Raw genomic sequence first — 19,000 nt, forward strand, 5'->3', positions numbered from 1 at the left:
CGAAGGAGTTAAACACCGTGAGCAGCACTGCTACTCCTTGTGACCGGAGCTCACACGATCAGGGGTGGTTCGCTGCGGCCACAGCCCCATCGCCAACCCCGCGACGGCGGTCAGCCCGTGCAGGGTGTCGTCCTCCCAGCCCAGCGCGGCGACTCCGTACTCCAGATTCTCGGTCTCACCGGTGCCAGTGGACAGTACTCCGTAGACGGTCAACCCGGCCATGCCGAAGAACAGCACGAGCCCGAGCACCTGGGCGTAGATCCGGCGACGGGCGCACCCCAGCGCGACCAGCCCGATCGCGGTGCGCACCAGATCCAGGATCGGATCGGTGTGCAGGCCCAGAAACCTCTGCCCGCCCGCGAAGAACCCTCCGATGCCCAGTGCGAGGTAGACCACCCCGATCACCAGGGACAGCATCTGTGCGACCGCCGCGTCGCGCTGGCCGCTTTGCCCGGCCATACCCGCACCTCCTGGTCGATTCCGGTTGCCCGTCACCGGGTTCCCCCGCGTGTGTCGGGCGAACCAGGTGTGAAGAACCGGTCACCGGGGTAGCCAGGACCATGCGACCTGACGACCGAATCGCGACCGCGCGGAGCAGCCGACGGTGAGCGAGTCACGGACCGCCGAGACCGTCGCCGACACGGGAACCGAAGAAGTCTCGAAGTTCGTCCAGCTGGCCGCCACCGAACCCGGTGACCCGCGGCGGGAACGCCTGCGCACCGAACTGGTCACCGAATACCTGTCCGTGGCCGAGCACATCGCGCGCCGCTTCAGCGGCCGCGGCGAGTCCTACGACGATCTGGTGCAGGTCGCGCGGGTGGGCCTGATCAACGCGGTGGACCGCTTCGAACCCGACCGCGGTACCGATTTCCTGTCCTTCGCGGTGCCCACGATCATGGGCGAGGTGCGCCGCCACTTCCGTGACGCGAGCTGGTCGGTGCGCGTGCCGCGACGGCTGAAGGAACTGCACCTGCAGATCGGCCAGGTCAGCGGCGAACTCGGCCAGCGCCTGGGCCGCGCCCCCACCCCCACCGAGATCGCCCGTGCCCTGGGCCTGAGCGTCGACGAGGTCAGCGAGGGCCTGCAGGCGGGCAACGCCTACTACGCGATTTCGGTGGACAAACCCGCCGGCGAGGAAAGCGAATCCGCTTCACTGGCCGACACACTGGGCGAAGAGGACAGCGGCATCGAATCGGTGGAGAACCACGAAGCGCTGCAACCGCTGCTGCGCGAGCTCCCCCAGCGGGAACGCACGATCCTCATGCTGCGCTTCTTCGGGAACATGACCCAGACCCAGATCGCCAAGCGCGTGGGCATCTCGCAGATGCACGTGTCCCGGCTGCTCGCGCAAACCCTCCAGCACCTGCGGGACAAGCTCACCGAGGAGCCCTGAAGCGCCGTTTCACCGTCGTGACCGACGGGTAGCCGACCACCGAACCCCGCGGCCGGTGGTGCACGGCCGGCACACCCAGGACCAGGAGTCTTCATGACCGGTTTCTTCCCCGGCGGCGCCGGGGGGTCCAGCCCGTTCGACCAGTTCCTGGCGCAGTTCTTCGGCCAGTCCCTGCCCGAACGCCGTCCGCATCCGGTGGACATCACGCGGCTGCTGACCAACCAGGCCCGCGAGCTCATCTCGGACGCGGCGACGAAGGCGGCCGAACAGGGCCGCACCGACGTGGACACCGAGCATCTGCTCTGGGCGGCCGCGCAGATGCCGGCGACCCGTCAGCTGATGGAGAACTCGGGGGCGAAACCGCAGGAAATCGCCGAGGAGATCGACCGGCTGGGCGGCGGCGAAGGCGGCCGCCCGAGCACTCCGAGCACCCCGGCCACGCTCGCGCCCGGCGCCAAGCGGGCGCTGCTCGACGCGCACAACATCGCCCGCAGTCTCGGCTCGTCCTACATCGGGCCGCAGCACCTGCTGCTGGCGCTCGCGGTGAACCCGCAGTCGGAGGCGGGCCGCATCCTGGCGCGGTCCGGCGCCACCCCCGAGTCGCTGCAGGGCCCGCCCGCGGAGCGGGGTGCCGCGCAGGGCACGCAGCGGCAGCGCACCGACACCCCGACGCTGGACCAGTACGGCCGCGACCTGACCGCACTGGCCCGCGAAGGCGGCATCGACCCGGTCGTCGGCAGGGACGAGGAGATCGAGCAGACCATCGAGGTGCTTTCCCGCCGTACCAAGAACAATCCGGTGCTGATCGGGGAGGCCGGGGTCGGCAAGACGGCCATCGTGGAGGGGCTGGCGCAGCGGATCGCCGACGGCGACGTCCCCGACACCCTGACCGGCCGCCGCGTGATCCAGCTCGACCTGACCGGCATGGTGGCCGGCACCCGCTACCGCGGCGACTTCGAGGAACGGATGACGCACCTGCTGGAGGAGATCCGATCGCATTCCGCCGACCTCATCGTGTTCATCGACGAACTGCACACCGTGGTCGGCGCGGGCGCCTCGGAGGGCTCGCTGGGCGCGGGCAACATGCTGAAACCGGCGTTGGCCCGCGGTGAACTGCACGTGGTCGGCGCGACCACACTGGACGAGTACCGGCAGCACATCGAGCACGACCCGGCACTGGAACGCCGGTTCCAGCCGATCCTGGTGCCCGAACCGACCGTCGACGACACCGTCGCCATCCTGCACGGGCTGCGCGACCGCTACGAGGCGCACCACCAGGTCCGGTTCACCGACGAGGCGCTGGTGGCGGCGGCCGACCTGTCCGACCGGTACCTGACCGACCGGTACCTGCCGGACAAGGCGATCGACCTGATCGACCAGGCCGGGGCCAGGGTGCGGCTGCGCTCGGGACGGCGGCCCAGCGGCGTCCGGGATCTGGAAAACCGGCTGGAACAACTCACGCGGGACAAGGACCAGGCGGTGGCCGAAGAGGATTTCGAGCGGGCTTCCCGGCTGCGCGACCAGATCGCCGGGCTGCGCGAGCGCCTGCGCGAGGCGAACACGAACGAGCGGCCCTCGGGGGCGCTGGAGGTGACCGCCGAGGACATCGCGGAGGTGGTCTCGCGGCTCACCGGGGTGCCGGTCAGCCAGCTCACCGAGGCCGAACGCGACCGGTTGCTGCGGCTCGAAGAACACCTGCACGGCCGGGTCATCGGGCAGGACGAGGCGGTGGCCGCGGTAGCCGAGGCGGTGCGCCGCTCCCGCGCCGGACTGTCCGAACCGAACCGTCCCTTCGGGAGCTTCCTGTTCCTCGGCCCCACTGGCGTGGGCAAGACCGAACTCGCGCGGGCACTGGCGGAGGCGCTGTTCGGCGACGAGGACCGGATGATCCGGATCGACATGTCCGAGTACGGCGAGCGGCACACCGTGTCCCGCCTCATCGGCGCTCCTCCCGGCTACGTCGGCTACGAGGAGGCCGGCCAGCTCACCGAGGCGGTGCGGCGGCGGCCCTATTCCGTGGTGCTGTTCGACGAGGTGGAGAAGGCGCACCCGGAGATCTTCAACGTGCTGCTGCAGGTGCTCGACGACGGGCGGCTGACCGACGGCCGGGGGCGCACGGTGAACTTCACCAACACCGTGCTGATCATGACCAGCAACATCGGGTCCGAGCTGATCGTCAGCGGCACGCAGGGCGCGCTCGGGTTCGCGCCGGCCCGCGAGGCCGACACCGAACAGCCGCTGCGGGAGCGGCTGCTGCGGCGGCTGCGGGAACAGTTCCGGCCCGAGTTCCTCAACCGGATCGACGAGATCATCGTGTTCCGCAAGCTCGACGCCCGGCAACTGGAGCAGATCACCGAACTACTGCTGGAGCACACGCGGCGGCGCGCGCACGCCCAGGACGTCACGATCGAGTTCACCCCCGAAGCGGTGAGCTGGCTGGCGCGCGCGGGATACCAGCCGGAGTTCGGTGCCCGGCCGATGCGCCGCACCATCCAGCGCGAGCTGGACAACCGGCTGTCCACCATGATGCTGCGCGGCGATGTCGGACCGGGGTCGAGCGTGCGGGTCTCAGCCGGGGAAGAGGGACTCACCTTCGACGTGTCGGCCGGGGCGGGGAGGGGGCTGCCGTGACCACTCCCCCGCCCGACCCCGACCCCGGCCGCACGCCCGGTCTCGAGCCCGGCGGCGGCGTCAGCCCGGGTGACACCCCGCCCGAGTCGGGCCAGACCTCGGGGGTTTCCCATCGGGAACCCACCGCGCCGAAGGTGATCCCGGTCGCCACGATCGTGGTCTCCATCCTGCTGGCCCTCGTCGTCGCGGCTCTGATCATCGGCCTGGCCGTCGGCTGGCTGCGCGTCTGATACGACCGCGAGGGGCCCCCTCACGGCACGGCGGGGGCCGACACGGCCGCCCTCACGGGGCGGGGGCGCCGACCGGGTTGGGCAGGGGCACCGCGCCGGGGACCAGACGCCGGGCGAACGGGCGGAGGAAGTCTTCCAGCCAGGCGAGTTCGGCCGTCGTCGCGCCGCCATACGCGGCTTCGGAGAGTTCGTCGGTCCGTCGTTCGATGTGCTCGCGCAGCCGCGCCCCCTCGCCGGTCAGTGCCCCTTCCGCAGTGACCAGGCCCCGGGCGGCGAGGCGGTCCTGCGCGGCGGACCACTCCTCGTCGGTCCAGCCGCGGTTGGGCGCGGTGAGTCCGCGGCTGCCGTCGGCCGCGTCGCGCAGGACGTGCGCTTCCAGCCCGCCGATGCCCTCGGAAACCAGGGTCACGACGTGCCCGTCCCCGCGGTGCTCGCGCAGCGCCGTGGCGCCCTGCCACACCGCGGCGAGCGGGTCGTCCGGCCACGGCAGGACGGCGTTGGCCCGGCCCAGCGCGCGCCCGTCCCAGTCGCCCGTCTCCACGATCCGGCGCAGGAGCGCCGCCGCCTCGGCCGTCCGCGCCTGCTCGCCGAACTCGGGCACACGAGTGTGCAGCGCGGTGACCGCGCCGGTCAGCCGGGCGGCCAGCGCCCGGTCCGGGGAGACCTGGGCCCAGACCGACGGCAGCGAGCGGGCCAGGAACGACGGCGCGAAGTTGTGGAACACCGCCGTCACCGCTCCGAGGCTCGCCTCGCCCAGTGGGGCGGCACGGGTGGCCACATAGCCGCGCCAGAAACCACGCAGGCCCGCGGCTTCGTGCGCGGCCTTCGCCTCCGGCGTGAAGTAGGTGACGTCGTGCAGGGTCTCCAGCACGGCCCACAGCGAACGCACGCTCATGGCTGGATCACCAGGCAGGTGCTGGAGGCGGTGGCGAGCAGGACGTCGTTCTCGTCGCGCAGCTCCCCTTCGGCGAAGGCGATGCGGGAGCCGCTCTTCACGACGCGGCCCCGTGCGCGGATCTCGCCCGAGGCCGTGGTGATGGCCCGGATGAAGTTGATCTTCAGTTCGACCGAGGTGTAGCCGACTCCGGCGGGCAGTGTCGAGTGGACCGCGCAGGCCACGGCCGAGTCGAGCATGGTGGCCGCGACACCCCCGTGCACCGTGCCGATCGGGTTGTACAGCGACTCGTCCGGCGAGGCGGCGAAGACCACCTCGCCTTCGCGCACGCTCTCGACGCGCATGCCCAGGTGGGAGGAGATGGGCGCGCCGGGAATCCGGCCCTCGGCGATCGCGGTGAGGTAGTCCAGGCCGGTCATCGTCCGCGCCAGTTCGGCGCTGGGCAACGGATCCTGCCAGCTGATCGTTTTCTGCCGCACCGCGTGTTCGACCGTCACGGGTCACTCCTTCTATGACGACTGTCCTAACCGCGAGCATTGACTATGACGGTCGTCCTAGTCAAGACTGGGCCGCGTGACCGGACCCAGCACTCGGGAGCGCATGATCGGCACCGCCATGCGGCTGTTCCGCCGCGAGGGCTACACGGCGACGTCCTGGCGGCGACTCGTGGACGAGGCGGGCACCCCGTGGGGCTCGGCCTACCACCACTTCCCCGGCGGCAAGGAGGAACTGGGCGTCGCCGCGGTGGAATTCGGCGCCGAGTACGTGCTGACCACCTTGCACCGCGCGTTCGAGCGGCACGAGTCGGTGGCGGACGCGGTGGCCTGGTGGTACCGCAAGGCCGGGCAGGCACTGGCCGCCGACGGCTACCGCGACGGCTGCCCGATCGCCACGCTCACCCTGGAGACGGCCAACGCCTCCCCCCGCCTGACCGCGGCCTGCGCGAAGGCGTTCCACCGCTGGCACACCGAGGTGACGGAGCAGTTGTGTCAGCGCGGTTACGCGGCCGATGACGCCGAAGACCTCTCCCTGGCCATCATGAACAACCTGCAGGGCGCCCTCCTCCTGTCACGGATCCGCCGCGACACGGCCCCGCTGTCCGCGGCGGCCCGTCACGTCGCGATCCTGCTGGCCGCCGCCCCCATCAACCCTTCACCGGGCGCCGTATAGGGCGTTATACGTGCGCCGGAGCCCGTTCGCAGGTACCGTGCGTGGCATGATCGGGTTGCCCGACGGAATCTCCGCCTGCCTGTTCGATCTCGACGGCGTACTGACCGGGACGGCGTCGCTGCACCGTGAAGCCTGGAAACAGACCTTCGACGCGTTTCTGCGCGTTCGGGACGGCGAGCGCTTCCTTCCGTTCACCGACGAGGACTACGCCGAGTACGTGGACGGCCTTCCCCGCGCCGACGGGGTCCGCAAGTTCCTGGCCTCCCGGGGGATCAGCCTGCCGGAGGGCGAGCCCACCGACCCGGTGGACGCCCCCACCGTCAACGGCATCGGCAAGCGCAAGAACGAACTGGTCCTGCGGATCATGGCCGAGCGCGGGGTCCGGCCGTACCCGGGTTCGGTCCGTTTCCTGGAGGCCGCCCGCGAGGCCGGCCTGTCGATCGCGGTGGTCACCTCCTCCGCCAACGGGGCCGCGGTACTCGACGCGGCGGGCCTGAGCGGCTTCGTCCAGGCCCGCATCGACGGGATCGTGATCCAGCGCGATCATCTGCGCGGCAAGCCCGCGCCCGACTCCTTCCTCGCGGGAGCCAAGGCACTGGGGGTGGCGCCGGAGCGGGCCGCCGTGTTCGAGGACGCCCTGGCCGGCGTGGAGGCGGGCCGGGCGGGCGGCTTCGGCTGCGTGGTCGGGGTCGACCGCGCGAACCAGGCCGGGCAGCTGCGCGCGCACGGCGCCGACATCGTGGTCGAGGATCTGGCCGAACTACTGGGGGAAAAGCCATGAGCATGCCGGTTCGCGGGTACGAATGCGCGCCGTGGGAACTGCGCTGGCGCGGCCTGGCCGTCGACCAGCTGCAGCGGACGGAGTCGGCTTTCGCGCTGTCCAACGGGCACGTCGGCATCCGCGGCACGCTGGAGGAGGGCGAGCCACGCGGCCTGCCCGGCACCTACCTCAACGGCTTCTACGAGGAGCACGAACTGCCCTACGCCGAGGGAGGCTACGGCTATCCCGAAGCGGGGCAGACCATCGTCAACGTGACCGACGGCAAGATCATCCGGCTGCTGGTCGAGGACGAGCCCTTCGACATGCGCTACGGGGTGGCCACCGTGCACGAGCGCGTGCTGGACTTCCGCCGCGGCACACTGACCAGGCTCACCGAATGGGAATCGCCCACCGGCCGCCGGGTCCGGGTCCGCACCCAGCGGCTGGTGTCGTTCACCCAGCGCGCCGTGGTGGCCCTGCGCTACGAGGTGGAGCCGCTGGACGACGACATGCAACTGGTGCTGCAGTCGGACCTGCTGGCCAACGAACCCATCGAGCGGGACACCAAGGACCCGCGCGTGGCCGCCGCGCTGGAGGCCCCGCTGCGCGCGGAATTCTCCCTCGCGGAGGACTACCGCGCCGTGCTGGTGCACCAGACGAAGCGGTCCGGGCTGCGGATGGCGGCCGCGATGGACCACCAGATCGAGGCCCCCGACGGCCTGCGCACCGGGATCACCGCCGAGGACGATCTGGCCCGGCTCACCGTCGCGGTGGACGTGCCGCGCGGGAAACGCCTGCGGCTGACCAAGTTCCTCGCCTACGGCTGGTCGCAGCAGCGGTCGATCCCGGCGCTGCGGGCCCAGGTCGACGCGGCGCTGGCCGGGGCGCTGCAGACCGGCTGGGACGGACTGCTCGCCGAGCAGCACGCCTTCCTTGACGACTTCTGGGCGACCGGCGACGTCGAGGTCGACGGCGATCCCGAACTGCAGCAGGCCGTCCGGTTCGCGCTGTTCCACCTCCTCCAGGCCGGGGCCCGAGGGGAGAGCCGCGCGATCCCCGGCAAGGGACTGACCGGCCCCGGCTACGACGGGCACGCCTTCTGGGACACCGAAACCTTCGTCCTGCCGGTGCTGACCTACACGGTGCCCGAGGCGGCCCGCGACGCCCTGCGCTGGCGTCATTCCACATTGGACAAGGCGAAGGACAGGGCCGGGCAGCTGGGGCTGCGCGGGGCGGCCTTCCCGTGGCGGTCCATCAACGGCGCCGAATGCTCGGCCTACTGGCCCGCGGGCACGGCCGCCTTCCACGTCAGCGCCGACATCGCCGAGGCCACCGCCCGCTACCTTGCCGTCACCGGGGACCGCGAGTTCGAACGCCAGGCGGGCACCGAAATCCTCGTCGAAACCGCCCGGCTGTGGGCCTCACTGGGGCATTTCGATTCGCACGGCCGGTTCCGGATCGACGGGGTGACCGGCCCGGACGAGTATTCGGCGGTGGCGGACAACAACGTCTACACCAACCTGATGGCGCACCGGAACCTGCGGGAGGCAGCCGCCTCGTGCGAGCGCATGCCGGAGGTGGCCTCGGCGCTCGGCGTCACCGAGGCCGAAGCGGGCACCTGGCGGGAAGCGGCGGACCGGATCTACGTCCCCTACGACGACGAACGCGGCGTGCACCCGCAGTCGGAGGGTTTCACCCAGCATCTCGACTGGGACTTCGCCGCCACCCCGCCGGACGCCTACCCGCTGCTGCTCAACTACCCGTACTTCGACCTCTACCGCAAGCAGGTGGTGAAGCAGGCGGATCTCGTGCTGGCCATGCACATGTGCGGCGACTCGTTCACCCCGGAAGAGAAGGCGCGCAATTTCGCCTATTACGAGGCGAGGACCGTGCGCGACTCCTCGCTGTCGGCGGGCACGCAGGCGGTGATCGCCGCCGAGGTGGGGCATCTGGACCTCGCCTACGACTACCTCGGCGAAGCCGCGCTGACCGACCTGCACGACGTGCATCGCAATGTCCGCAATGGACTGCACATGGCGTCGCTGGCGGGCGCCTGGCACGGCGTGGTCGCCGGTTTCGGCGGGATGCGGGACCACGAGGGCGAGCTCAGCTTCGCCCCCAGGCTCCCGTCCGCACTGGCCAGGATCGAGTTCCGGATGTGCCTGCGGGGCAGCAGGTTCGCGGTGGAGATCCACGCCGACCGGGCGAGCTACCGGCTGCTGTCCGGCAAGTCGGTGGAGATCAGCCACCACGGCACCCCGTGCACCGTGACCGAGGTGCCCGTCACCCTGCCGATCCCGCCGATCGATCCCGGCCCGCCGCCCACTCAGCCGGCGGGCCGCGCCCCGGCCCGGCGCCATCCCGCGCACCTGCGGACGGCGGCCCCGGCACCCCAGCCCTGAGGAAGAACGCGGCTCAGTCGGGAGGCTCGGGGATCGCGGCTTCCTGTGGCGTCTCGCCGCGGCCGGGCGGCTCGACCTCGTCCCGGTTGGGCGGCTCGTCGACGTCCTTGGTGTTCTCCAGGCCCAGATCGGGGTGGTGCAGCCGGGGGAAGTCCGGGGGCAGCGGCGGCTCGGGGGTGACGGGGCGCTTCTTCTTCTCGCTCATGCCCCCGGCATAGGCGCCTTCGCGGGATTCGTCAACCGGGCTGGCACTGCGGGCACCACACGGTGCCCCGGCCGCCCAGCCGCGCGTGGCTCAGCGTCGCCCCGCAACGGGGGCACGAGCCCGACGGCTCGTCGCGGCGGCCGGTCAGCCACGACGGACGGGGCGGGACGCACCCGGCCTTCACCGAGGTCCGCAGCACCGAGCGCATCGTGCCGTGCAGCCGCCGGAAGTCCCCGGGTTCCAGGGTCGCGACCGAGCGGCGCGGGTTGAGCCGGGCCTGCCAGAGGATCTCGTCGGAGAGGAGGTTGCCCAGCCCGCTCAGCACCGCCTGGTCCACCAGCGCGGCCTTGAGCTGCCGTCGCGCCGGGAGCAGTTCCGGCAGTTGCCGCTGCGACACCTCCAGCGCGTCCGGCCCGTTCCCGGCGAGCAGCCGCGCCAGTGCGGCCTCGTCGGCCGCGAGGCGTAGTCCCTGGAGCTTGCGCATGTCGCGGTAGCGCAGCTCTCCGTCGTCGAAGACGAAGACCACCCGATCATGGGGATGCGGCTCGCCGTCCTCCCAGCGCAGCGACCCGGTCATGCCGAAGTGGAACAGCATGGTCTGGTTCCGTCCCGCCACCGGGGCGAGCAGCCATTTGCCGAGACGGCGGGGAGGGCCGAACCGTTGCCCGATCAGGGTCTCCCGTACCCGGTCCGGGGTGACGTCGCGCAGGACCTGCGCGTCCCGGACCACGACATCGCGGATGGGGCGGTCCACGGCGTGTCCGGCAAGCACGCGGCGGAACCCTTCCACATCGGGCAGTTCCGGCACGCCCCGTACGTACCCCGCCCCTACGCGTCCAACCCTGCGCCGGTGGCTGTGAAGGGTCCCTTCACGGCTCACCCCTTACGGTCATCATAATTCACCGCGTGTTGATTTCCGCCGGGCGGACGGGCAGGCTGACGGCATGGTGCTTTCGCGAAAAGTGGCCCGGTTCAACCGGGTGGCCACCAACCGGGCGACCAGGCTGATCACCGGCAGGATGCCCGGATTCGGCACGATCGTGCATCGCGGGCGGCGCTCGGGGCGCGTCTACCGGACCCCCGTCAACGTCTTCGGCACGCCCACCGGGTACGTCGTCGCCCTCACCTACGGGCCGGGCAGCGACTGGGTGCGCAACGTGCTGGCGGCCGGGGGCTGCGAGCTCGAAACCCGGGGCCACACCGAGGAACTGACCGCCCCGCGCGTCGTGCACGACGAGGCGCGGTCGGCCATGCCGTTCGTGCCGCGCCAGGTCCTGGGCCTGGCGCGGGTGACGGACTTCCTCTACGTGGACCGGGTCAGTCCAGCATCTCGCGCAACTGGCTGACCACCTCGACGCGGCGCTCCACGCCCGGCTCGAGCAGGGTCGCCTGCAGCGTGGTCACCCCGGCCTCGGCATAGGCCGCGAGCCGCTCCTTGACGTAGCTCGCCGGGCCGATCAGCGTGATCGCCTTGAGCAGGTCCTCGGGCACCGCGGCCGCGGCCTCGTCCTTCTTGCCGTCCAGGTACAGGTCCTGGATCTTCTTGGCCTCGGCCTCGTAGCCGTAGCGGCAGGCCAGGTCGTTGTAGAAGTTCTTGCCGCGCGCACCCATGCCGCCGACGTAGAGCGCCACCATCGGGCGGATCCAGTCGATCATGTGGCCGACGTCCTCGCCGATCGCGACCGGGGCGCCCACCACCACGTCGAGCTCACCCAGCGAGGGGTCGCGCTTGGCCTTGCCCTCGGCGAGCGAGGCACCCCAGATGGAATCGGCCTTCTCCGGGTGGAAGAAGATCGGCTCCCAGCCCTCGGCGATCTCGGCGGTCATCGCCACGTTCTTCGGGCCGAGCGAGGCCAGCACGATCGGGATGCGCTCCCGCACCGGCTGGTTGATCAGCTTCAGCGGCTTGCCCAGTCCGGTGCCCTTGTCTGCGGGCAGCGGGATCTGGTAGTAGCGGCCCTCGTGGACGACTCGCTCGCGGCGCCACACCTGGCGGCAGATGTCCACGATCTCCCGGGTCCGGCCCAGCGGCGCGTCGTAGCGCACCCCGTGGAAGCCCTCGATCACCTGGGGGCCCGAGGCGCCCATCCCGAGGGTGAACCGGCCGCCGGAGACGAAGTCGAGCCCGGCCGCGGTCATCGCGGTGAGGGTGGGCGTGCGGGTGTAGATCTGCAGGATGCCCGAGGCGAGCTCGACCCGTTCGGTCCTGGCGGCGAGGTAGCCCAGCTGGCTGACCGCGTCGAACGAGTAGGCCTCCGGCACGAACACGATGTCCAGCCCGGCCTTTTCGAGCTCGACGATGTCCGCCACGCTCTCCGCGAAACCTCCGGCGTAGGAGATCTGGGTGCCGATCCGCATCATTGCCGCCTTCCCACAGGTGAGCGCCCGCTTAGTCGATGCTCACCCTACACGGATGCAGCGCACATCGCGCACCCCAGCCGGTCCGTCCATCAAAGGCTGCCGAACCCAGCCGGTCGCCCCTGAACCCCACGGGCGTCACACCACCAGTTCGAGGTACCGCTGTTTCATGGTCGCCAGCACCTCGTCGCCCGGCGTGGCCCACACCTCGGCGTTGAACAGCTCCACCTCGATGTCGCCGGTGTACCCCGCCGCGAGCACCGCCTCGGTGAACGGCCGGAAGTCCACGTGGCCCTCGCCCATCATCCCCCGCCCGAGCAGCACGTCCGCGGGCAGCGGGGTGAGGAAGTCGCACACCTGGTAGCTGGCGATCCGGTCCCCCGCGCGGGCGATCTGGCCGATCGCCTCGGGATCCCACCACAGGTGGAAGGTGTCCACGACCACCCCGACCTGGCCGGCGGGGAACCGCTCCGCCCAGTCCAGCGCCTGCCGCAGCGTGGACAGCACCGCGCGGTCCGCGCAGTACATCGGGTGCAGCGGCTCCAGCGCCAGCCGCACCCCACGCTCCCCGGCGTACGGGGCCAGCTCTCCCAGCGCGTCGAGTACCCGGGCGCGCGCCCCGGGCAGGTCCTTCGAACCGGCGGGCAGGCCGCCCACCACCATCACCAGGCAGGGCGCGCCCAGCGCGGCCGCCTCGTCGATCGCGCGCCGGTTGTCCGCGAGCGCTTCGGCCCGTGCGCCGGGCTCTTCCGCGGTGAGGAAACCCCCGCGGCACAAGGAGGACACGCGCAGTCCCGCGTCGGCGACGAGCTTGGCCGCCGCGGCCAGGCCGGTCTCGGCGACCGGCTCGCGCCACAGGCCGATCGAGCCGAGCCCGGCCCGCACGCAGCCGTCGACCGCCTCGGCCAGCGACCAGTGCTTCGTGGTCATCTGGTTGAGCGACAGCCGTTCCAGGCCGGACATCACGCCACCCCCGCCACGGTCAGGAAGGCCCGCATGCGGTCCGCGGCCAGTTCCGGGTCGGGCAGCAGGCCGAGCGCGTCGGCCATGCGGTAGGCCTGCGCGAGGTGCACCACCGACCGGCCACTGGCCAGCCCGCCGACCATGGTGAACCCCGGCTGGTGCCCCGACAGCCAGGCGAGGAAGGCGATCCCGGTCTTGTAGTAGTAGGTCGGCGCGGCGAACAGGTGGCGCGCCAGCGGCACGGTCGGTTCCAGCACCTCCCGGTAGCCCGCGAGATCCCCGGCGTCGAGCGCCTGCAGCGCCGCCGACGCGGCGGGCGCGATGGCGGCGAACACCCCCAGCAGGGCGTCGCTGTGCCCTTCCTCGTCGCCCCGGATGAGTGCGGGGTAGTTGAAGTCGTCACCGGTGTACAGGCGCACTCCGGCGGGCAGGGCGCGCCGCAGCCGCACCTCGTGCGCGGCGTCGAGCAGCGACACCTTCACACCGTCCACTTTGGCCGCGTGTTCGGTGACCAGTGCGACAAACGATTCGGTGGCGGCGTCCAGCCCGGCCGAGCCCCAGTACCCTTCCAGCGCCGGGTCGAACATCGGGCCGAGCCAGTGCAGGATGACCGGTGCGGAGACCTGGCCGAGCACCCTGCCGTACACGGCGTGGTAGTCGCCGGGCCCGGCGGCCACGGCGGCGAGCTGCCTGCTGGCCATCAGGATCACCCGTGCGCCCGCGTCCTCGACCACCGCGACCTGCTCCAGGTAGGCGTGCACCACCTCGTCCACTGTGGACGCCTCGGGCGCATGGTCGGTGCCCGCCCCGGCCGCGATCCGGCCGCCGCACGCCCGGGCCTCGGCGGCCGAACGGCGGATCAGTTCCCGGGTGGCCGCCCAGTCCAGCCCCATCCCGCGCTGGGCGGTGTCCATCGCTTCGGCCACGCCGAGACCGTAGGAGCACAGGTGGCGGCGGAAGGCGAGGGTGGACTCCCAGTCGACGGCCGCGGGCGCGCCGGGGGTGTTCTCGCCGAACCGGTCGGCGACGACGTGCGCGGCCGCGTAGGCGATCCGGGCGGACGGAGGCGTGGCCGGTCTGGCCCACGCCCGGGGCGTGCCCGGGGTGTGCTCGGTGAAAGTGCCGTCCGGCTGGGGAATCTTCACGGCCGCAGCTCCGCCAGCGCCACCCGGGAGCCCGAAGCGGACGACCGGAGCCCGGCGTCGGCGAGCCGGATGCCCCGCGCACCGGCCAGGAAGTCGTACGGGTGCGGGCCGTCCTCGACGACATGGCGCACGAACTGCTCCCACTGCGCCTTGAACCCGTTGTCGAACTCCTCGTTGTCCGGCACCTCCTGCCACTGGGCGCGGAAGTCGTAGGCGGCGGGCAGGTCCGGGTTCCACACCGGTTTCGGGGTGGCCGACCGGTGCTGCACGCGGCAGTTGCGCAGGCCGGCCACCGCGCTGCCCTCGGTACCGTCCACCTGGAACTCGACCAGCTCGTCCCGGTTCACCCGCACGCACCAGGAGGAGTTGATCTGCGCGATGACCCCGCCGTCGAGTTCGAAGATGCCGTAGGCGGAGTCGTCCGCGGTGGCGTCGTACGGCTTCCCCTGCTCGTCCCAGCGCCTCGGGATGTGCGTGACCGCCTTGGCGGTGACCGCCTCCACCCGGCCGAAGAGGTTTTCCAGCACGTAGTTCCAGTGGCAGAACATGTCGACGACGATGCCGCCGCCGTCCTCGGCACGGTAGTTCCACGACGGGCGCTGCGCGGGCTGCCAGTCGCCCTCGAACACCCAGTAGCCGAATTCGCCGCGCACGGAAAGGATCCGGCCGAAGAACCCGCCGTCGATCAGCCGTTTCAGCTTGAGCAGGCCCGGCAGGTACAGCTTGTCGTGCACCACCCCGTGTTTCACCCCGGCCGCGGTGGCGCGGCGAGCCAGTTCGAGCGCCTCTTCGACGGTCTCGGAGACGGGTTTTTCGGTGTAGATGTGCTTGCCCGCCTCGATCGCGGCGAGAATCGACTTCTGCCGGACCCGGGTCAGCTGCGCGTCGAAGTAGACGTCGACCCCGGGGTCGGCCAGGGTGGCCGCCAGGTCCGTCGAAATCCGCTCGATGCCGTGGCGGCGCGCGATTTCGGCGAGCTTCGCCTCGCTGCGGCCGACGAGCACGGGCTCGAGTTCGACCCTGCTGCCGTCCGACAGCGTGACGCCGCCCTGCTCCCGGATCGCCAGCACGGACCGCACCAGGTGCTGGCGGTAGCCCATGCGGCCGGTGACACCGTTCATCGCGATGCCGAGCCGTTTCGTCATCCCAACCTCATTTCTTGGAAAGCGCTTTCCACACTACCTTGCGCGTTTCTGGTGGCAAAGAGCACGAACGGATCGCGTACGCTGCACCCGTGATCAGTGATGTGACGCTGTCCGACGTGGCAAGGGCCGCGGGAGTTTCCCTCGCGACCGCTTCCCGCGTCCTCAACGGCAGCACCCGCACCGTCGGCGCCGCGCTCCGCCAACGCGTGCTGGACACCGCGGAAAAGCTGAACTACGCCCCGAACGCGGCCGCACAGGCCATGGTGCGCGGCCATCTGAACGTGGTCGGCGTGGTGGTGCACGACATCACCGACCCCTATTTCTCGGCGGTCGCCTCGGGTGTGATGCTCGCCGCGGAGGAGGCCGGGCTCGTGGTCGCGCTGTCCAGTACGCGGCACCGCCCCGAACGGGAAGCCGAATACGTCGCGGCATTCCGGCGGCAGCGGGCCCGCGCGGTCGTCCTGATCGGCAGCAGGACCACCGACCGGTCCTCGCTCGAGGAGCTCCGCGCCGAGATCGAGCGGTTCGAGGCCGGTGGCGGACGGGTGGCGGCGGTCAGCCAGCGCAGGCTGAACGTGGACACCGTGGTGATCGAGAACCGCGCCGGGGCGCAGGCGCTGGCCGAGGCGCTGGTGGGGCTGCGGTACCGCCGGTTCGCCGTGCTCGCCGGACCCTCCACTGTGGTCACCGCGAAGGACCGGCTGGCCGGTATCCGGGCCGGGCTGGCACGGCACCGTGTGCCGTTGGCGGAGGACAACGTCGTCCACGGGGACTTCACCCGCGACGGCGGCTATCGCGCGATGGAGGAGTTGCTGTCCCGCAAGAACGACGTCCAGTGCGTGGTGGCGGTGAACGACGTGATGGCCGTCGGCGCGATGGCGGCCCTGCGCGACCGCGGATTCCCGTTGCCGGAAAGGATGGCGGTGGCCGGATTCGACGACATAGCGACGCTGCGCGACGTCACGCCCCGGCTCACCACGGTGCGCATCGACCTGCAGGGCGTGGGCGAGACCGCGATGCGGCTGCTGCTCGACGAGCCCGCGGGGGCGCCCCGCGTGCGCCGTACCCGCGGCGAGGTGATCCTGCGGGAAAGCACGCCGCGCCGCTGAAACCCCGGCCACCCGGCCGTGAGGGGTCCCCTCACGGCACAGCCGCTTCACGGCAGCCACCCGGCCCAGGGGGCGCCCAGCTCGCGGAAGGTCGCCAGCCGCTCGGCGGCCTGGGCGAGCACCGCCTCGATCCCCGGCAGGCCGACCCACTCGCCCTCGCGCCGCACGAAGCGGCCGGGGATCCGTGCGGGCTCCGGCGCGAGCCGGACCGCCTCCAGCACCCGCATGAACGCGCCCGCATCGTCCAGAGCGGACCGCAGCGGCACCGCCGGATCGTCCAAATGCGACAGCAGGTTCTCCAGCGGCGAGATCCGCGGGAACCGGGTCGTCACACCGTCGACGGTGAGCAGGTCCTCGGTGTAGGCGAGCTCGGCCCGGCCGCGGCTTCCGTGCACCACGACCACCGGCTCGGCCTCCTCCACCGCGCACAGCGTCACCGCGACCACGATCACGGTGCCGTGGCGGGTGCGCAGGCGCAGGCAGGAGGTGTCGTCGGCCTCGATGTCCCGGCAGCGCCACAGTTCCAGCTCACACGAGACCACGTCCTCGACGCCGGTGCTGCCGTCCACCGCCAGCGCGGTGGCGACGGCATGCGCGAACGGATTGGTCAGCGCGCCGTCCACCACCGGCTGCCCGTCCAGCGTGCGGCGGCCCGCCCAGGCCGCCCGCCGGTAGTAGGCGTCCGTGCGCGACCAGGCGCCTCGGACCCCGATGCCCCGCAGGTGGCCCAGCTCCCCGTCCCGCACCAGGGCGGCCAGCCGCGCGACCGCCTCGGAACCGAGGCTCTGGAAACCCAGCTGGCACACCAGTCCCCGATCGCGGACGGTCTTGCGCAGTGCCTGCCACTGCGCCAGCGCCGGCACCGGGGGCTTCTCCAGCAGCAGGTGCGCGCCGGCGTCCAGCACCGCACGGGCCAGCCGGTCGTGGGTGGGAATCGGGGTCGCGACGATGCCCACGTCCGGCCGCGTCTCGGCCAGCAGCGCGGGCAGATCGGCCCGCACCGGCCGGTCCCCCACCAGCTCCCGCCCCTCCGCGTCCAGTTCGGCGATCTCGCACACCCCGGCCAGTTCCACGCGCCCGGCCCGTTCCAGTTCCGCGAGCTGACGCAGGTATCCCCGGCCGTAGCCGGACGCGCCGGCCAGCACCACCCTCCGCACCGCTACCGCCGTCCCGTCACGGCCACCGCGGCGAGCACCAGCAACCCGGGTGCGATGAGCACGAAGGCCGGTGCCTGCACGACCACCACGACGAGCACCGCCACCGCGACGGCGATCATCAGGCTGCCGCGCCAGTCCCGCACCGTCTCCTCGGCTCCGGCCGGAACCAGCTCCCGCCACCGCCGTCCCGGCGCCCACGACACCGCCGCGCGCAGGCCCGCCACGACCAGCCCGGCCAGCACCGCGCCCAGCAGCCAGCCGAAGGGCCTGCCGCCGGGAAGCCCGCCCAGCACCGCCAGCACGTCCAGCCCGCCGGCCGCGAGCAGGCCCAGCGGAAGCAGCACGGCGAACGGATCCCGCAGCGCCGAACCGAACAACCGCAGGTACCGGCGCAGCGACGGGGTGCGCTCGGCGCGCACCAGATCCCGCAGCAGCACCGAAGCGGCGGCCGCCGCGGCCGGCGCGGTCAGCAGCGGCAGCGACGTCACGCACACGAACACCCCGATCAGCAGCACCTCCGCCGCGAGCGCCAGCGGGCGCACGCGCGGGGGGTGCCCCACGGCCTTGGTCACCGTCTCATCCCTTCAGTCCGGAGGTCGCGGCCCCGTCCACCAGGAACCGCTGGAAGGCCAGGAAGAACAACCCGATCGGCACCAGCGCCAGCACCGACATGGCGAACATCGGCCCGAACGCCGACTGCGTCGTCTGGTCCACAAAGGTCTGCAGGGCCAGCGGAAGGGTGAAAGTGGACGGATCGTTGAGATAGATGAGCTGGGTGAAGAAGTCGTTCCAGGTCCAGATGAAGGTGAAGATCGCGGTGGTGATCATGGCAGGCCGCAGCAGCGGGGCGACCACGTAGCGGAAGGTCCGCAACGGCCCGCACCCGTCGATCGTGGCCGCCTCGTCGAGTTCGCGGGGCAGCCCGCGGACGAACTGCACCATGAGGAAGACGAAGAACGCGTCGGTGGCCAGGAACTTCGGCAGGATCAGCGGCCAGAACGTGTTCACCATCCCCAGCTTCTGGAAGATGATGTACTGCGGGATCAGCACGACGTGCTGAGGCAGCATGATCGTGGAGATCATGAACCCGAACATCGGTCCCCTGCCCCGGAAATGCAGCCGCCCGAAGGCATACCCGGCCAGTGAGCACGAGATCACGTTGCCTGCCACCGCACCCACGGAAACCAGCAGCGAGTTCAGGAAGTAGTGCCAGACGCCGTACCCGGCGACACCGGAAAACACTTCGGCGTAGTTGCCGCCCGTCGGATGCCGGGGCAGCAGGGCCAGAGTGGACACCACCTCCACGGCCGGTTTGAACGACGTGGAGATCAGCCACACGATCGGATACAGCAGCACCAGCAGGATCGCGATCATCAGGATGTGCCACAGCACCGGCCTGCCGCGACGGACGCCGATCGCCGTCATCTCTCCTCCAGT

The 19,000-nt window shown here is 71.5% G+C and carries 20 protein-coding genes; 8 read left to right on the top strand and 12 right to left on the bottom strand.

Features of this window, described 5'->3' with window-relative positions; translation table 11 throughout:
• Nucleotides 1-30: 30 nt before the first annotated feature.
• On the bottom strand, nucleotides 31-459 hold the full coding sequence (locus ORV05_RS21715; protein ID WP_268753855.1) for a DUF4383 domain-containing protein: 429 nt from the start codon (nucleotides 457-459) through the stop codon (nucleotides 31-33).
• A gap of 145 nt (nucleotides 460-604) precedes the next feature.
• Between ORV05_RS21715 and ORV05_RS21720 the strand changes: the two genes are divergently transcribed.
• The 3 genes from ORV05_RS21720 to ORV05_RS21730 all read left to right on the top strand — a co-directional run bounded on the left by ORV05_RS21720 (nucleotide 605) and on the right by ORV05_RS21730 (nucleotide 4,254).
• Nucleotides 605-1,393: a SigB/SigF/SigG family RNA polymerase sigma factor gene (locus tag ORV05_RS21720; protein WP_268753856.1), complete on the top strand. Its 789-nt coding sequence runs from the start codon at nucleotides 605-607 to the stop codon at nucleotides 1,391-1,393.
• A gap of 93 nt (nucleotides 1,394-1,486) precedes the next feature.
• Nucleotides 1,487-4,024: an ATP-dependent Clp protease ATP-binding subunit gene (locus tag ORV05_RS21725; protein WP_268753857.1), complete on the top strand. Its 2,538-nt coding sequence runs from the start codon at nucleotides 1,487-1,489 to the stop codon at nucleotides 4,022-4,024.
• On the top strand, nucleotides 4,021-4,254 hold the full coding sequence (locus ORV05_RS21730; protein ID WP_268753858.1) for a DUF6480 family protein: 234 nt from the start codon (nucleotides 4,021-4,023) through the stop codon (nucleotides 4,252-4,254). Before ORV05_RS21725 ends, ORV05_RS21730 begins: the two co-directional genes overlap by 4 nt.
• A 52-nt stretch (nucleotides 4,255-4,306) precedes the next feature.
• On the opposite strand, the gene ORV05_RS21735 is transcribed toward ORV05_RS21730, so the two are convergent.
• Entirely contained in the window at nucleotides 4,307-5,149 is an 843-nt protein-coding gene (locus ORV05_RS21735; protein WP_268753859.1) for an SCO6745 family protein, read from the bottom strand.
• Entirely contained in the window at nucleotides 5,146-5,646 is a 501-nt protein-coding gene (locus ORV05_RS21740) for a PaaI family thioesterase (protein ID WP_268753860.1), read from the bottom strand. The genes ORV05_RS21735 and ORV05_RS21740 overlap by 4 nt, the downstream gene beginning before the upstream one ends.
• A 76-nt stretch (nucleotides 5,647-5,722) precedes the next feature.
• On the opposite strand from ORV05_RS21740, the gene ORV05_RS21745 reads away from it, so the two are divergent.
• Genes ORV05_RS21745 through ORV05_RS21755 form a run of 3 tightly spaced genes read left to right on the top strand, consistent with a single transcriptional unit; the run spans nucleotide 5,723 to nucleotide 9,481 of the window.
• Nucleotides 5,723-6,319 carry a TetR/AcrR family transcriptional regulator gene (locus tag ORV05_RS21745; RefSeq protein ID WP_268753861.1) on the top strand — a complete coding sequence of 199 codons (597 nt, stop codon included), beginning with the start codon at nucleotides 5,723-5,725 and terminating at the stop codon, nucleotides 6,317-6,319.
• 46 nt (nucleotides 6,320-6,365) lie between these two features.
• Nucleotides 6,366-7,100, top strand: coding sequence for an HAD family hydrolase (locus tag ORV05_RS21750; RefSeq protein ID WP_268753862.1), 735 nt, complete (start codon nucleotides 6,366-6,368; stop codon nucleotides 7,098-7,100).
• Nucleotides 7,097-9,481 carry a glycoside hydrolase family 65 protein gene (locus tag ORV05_RS21755; protein ID WP_268753863.1) on the top strand — a complete coding sequence of 795 codons (2,385 nt, stop codon included), beginning with the start codon at nucleotides 7,097-7,099 and terminating at the stop codon, nucleotides 9,479-9,481. The genes ORV05_RS21750 and ORV05_RS21755 overlap by 4 nt, the downstream gene beginning before the upstream one ends.
• A 13-nt stretch (nucleotides 9,482-9,494) precedes the next feature.
• Here ORV05_RS21755 and ORV05_RS21760 read toward each other — a convergent pair whose 3' ends face one another.
• Both ORV05_RS21760 and ORV05_RS21765 read right to left on the bottom strand, forming a co-directional pair.
• Nucleotides 9,495-9,686, bottom strand: a complete 192-nt coding sequence (locus ORV05_RS21760) for a hypothetical protein (protein WP_268753864.1) — start codon at nucleotides 9,684-9,686, stop codon at nucleotides 9,495-9,497.
• A gap of 31 nt (nucleotides 9,687-9,717) precedes the next feature.
• The gene (locus ORV05_RS21765; RefSeq protein ID WP_268753865.1) at nucleotides 9,718-10,494 is read right to left on the bottom strand and encodes an Fpg/Nei family DNA glycosylase; all 777 of its coding nucleotides are present in this window, start codon (nucleotides 10,492-10,494) and stop codon (nucleotides 9,718-9,720) included.
• Nucleotides 10,495-10,630: 136 nt separating this feature from the next.
• Here ORV05_RS21765 and ORV05_RS21770 point away from each other — a divergent pair, with 136 nt between their 5' ends.
• Nucleotides 10,631-11,032 carry a nitroreductase family deazaflavin-dependent oxidoreductase gene (locus ORV05_RS21770; protein WP_268753866.1) on the top strand — a complete coding sequence of 134 codons (402 nt, stop codon included), beginning with the start codon at nucleotides 10,631-10,633 and terminating at the stop codon, nucleotides 11,030-11,032.
• Here the strand turns inward: ORV05_RS21770 and ORV05_RS21775 are convergent.
• From ORV05_RS21775 to ORV05_RS21790, 4 genes are all read right to left on the bottom strand, one after another.
• Nucleotides 11,004-12,044, bottom strand: a complete 1,041-nt coding sequence (locus ORV05_RS21775) for an LLM class F420-dependent oxidoreductase (RefSeq protein ID WP_268759853.1) — start codon at nucleotides 12,042-12,044, stop codon at nucleotides 11,004-11,006. The genes ORV05_RS21770 and ORV05_RS21775 overlap by 29 nt on opposite strands.
• A 138-nt stretch (nucleotides 12,045-12,182) precedes the next feature.
• The gene (locus tag ORV05_RS21780) at nucleotides 12,183-13,007 is read right to left on the bottom strand and encodes a sugar phosphate isomerase/epimerase family protein (protein WP_407652527.1); all 825 of its coding nucleotides are present in this window, start codon (nucleotides 13,005-13,007) and stop codon (nucleotides 12,183-12,185) included.
• Nucleotides 13,007-14,152, bottom strand: coding sequence for a dihydrodipicolinate synthase family protein (locus ORV05_RS21785; protein ID WP_268753867.1), 1,146 nt, complete (start codon nucleotides 14,150-14,152; stop codon nucleotides 13,007-13,009). The genes ORV05_RS21780 and ORV05_RS21785 overlap by 1 nt, the downstream gene beginning before the upstream one ends.
• Nucleotides 14,149-15,297 (bottom strand): Gfo/Idh/MocA family protein, encoded by a 1,149-nt coding sequence (locus ORV05_RS21790; RefSeq protein WP_268753868.1) that lies wholly within the window; start codon nucleotides 15,295-15,297, stop codon nucleotides 14,149-14,151. The genes ORV05_RS21785 and ORV05_RS21790 overlap by 4 nt, the downstream gene beginning before the upstream one ends.
• Before the next feature lie 89 nt (nucleotides 15,298-15,386).
• Here ORV05_RS21790 and ORV05_RS21795 point away from each other — a divergent pair, with 89 nt between their 5' ends.
• Nucleotides 15,387-16,406: a LacI family DNA-binding transcriptional regulator gene (locus tag ORV05_RS21795; RefSeq protein WP_268753869.1), complete on the top strand. Its 1,020-nt coding sequence runs from the start codon at nucleotides 15,387-15,389 to the stop codon at nucleotides 16,404-16,406.
• Nucleotides 16,407-16,453: 47 nt separating this feature from the next.
• On the opposite strand, the gene ORV05_RS21800 is transcribed toward ORV05_RS21795, so the two are convergent.
• The 3 genes from ORV05_RS21800 to ORV05_RS21810 are packed head-to-tail and all read right to left on the bottom strand — an operon-like array spanning nucleotide 16,454 to nucleotide 18,988.
• The gene (locus ORV05_RS21800; RefSeq protein WP_268753870.1) at nucleotides 16,454-17,563 is read right to left on the bottom strand and encodes a Gfo/Idh/MocA family oxidoreductase; all 1,110 of its coding nucleotides are present in this window, start codon (nucleotides 17,561-17,563) and stop codon (nucleotides 16,454-16,456) included.
• A 2-nt stretch (nucleotides 17,564-17,565) separates the two neighbouring features.
• The gene (locus ORV05_RS21805) at nucleotides 17,566-18,135 is read right to left on the bottom strand and encodes a hypothetical protein (protein ID WP_268753871.1); all 570 of its coding nucleotides are present in this window, start codon (nucleotides 18,133-18,135) and stop codon (nucleotides 17,566-17,568) included.
• 4 nt (nucleotides 18,136-18,139) lie between these two features.
• Nucleotides 18,140-18,988, bottom strand: coding sequence for a carbohydrate ABC transporter permease (locus tag ORV05_RS21810; RefSeq protein ID WP_268753872.1), 849 nt, complete (start codon nucleotides 18,986-18,988; stop codon nucleotides 18,140-18,142).
• Between the last annotated feature and the right edge of the window lie 12 nt (nucleotides 18,989-19,000).

Origin of the sequence: Amycolatopsis cynarae (assembly GCF_026802195.1) — a bacterium.
Classification (GTDB): Bacteria; Actinomycetota; Actinomycetes; order Mycobacteriales; family Pseudonocardiaceae; genus Amycolatopsis_E; species Amycolatopsis_E rhizosphaerae.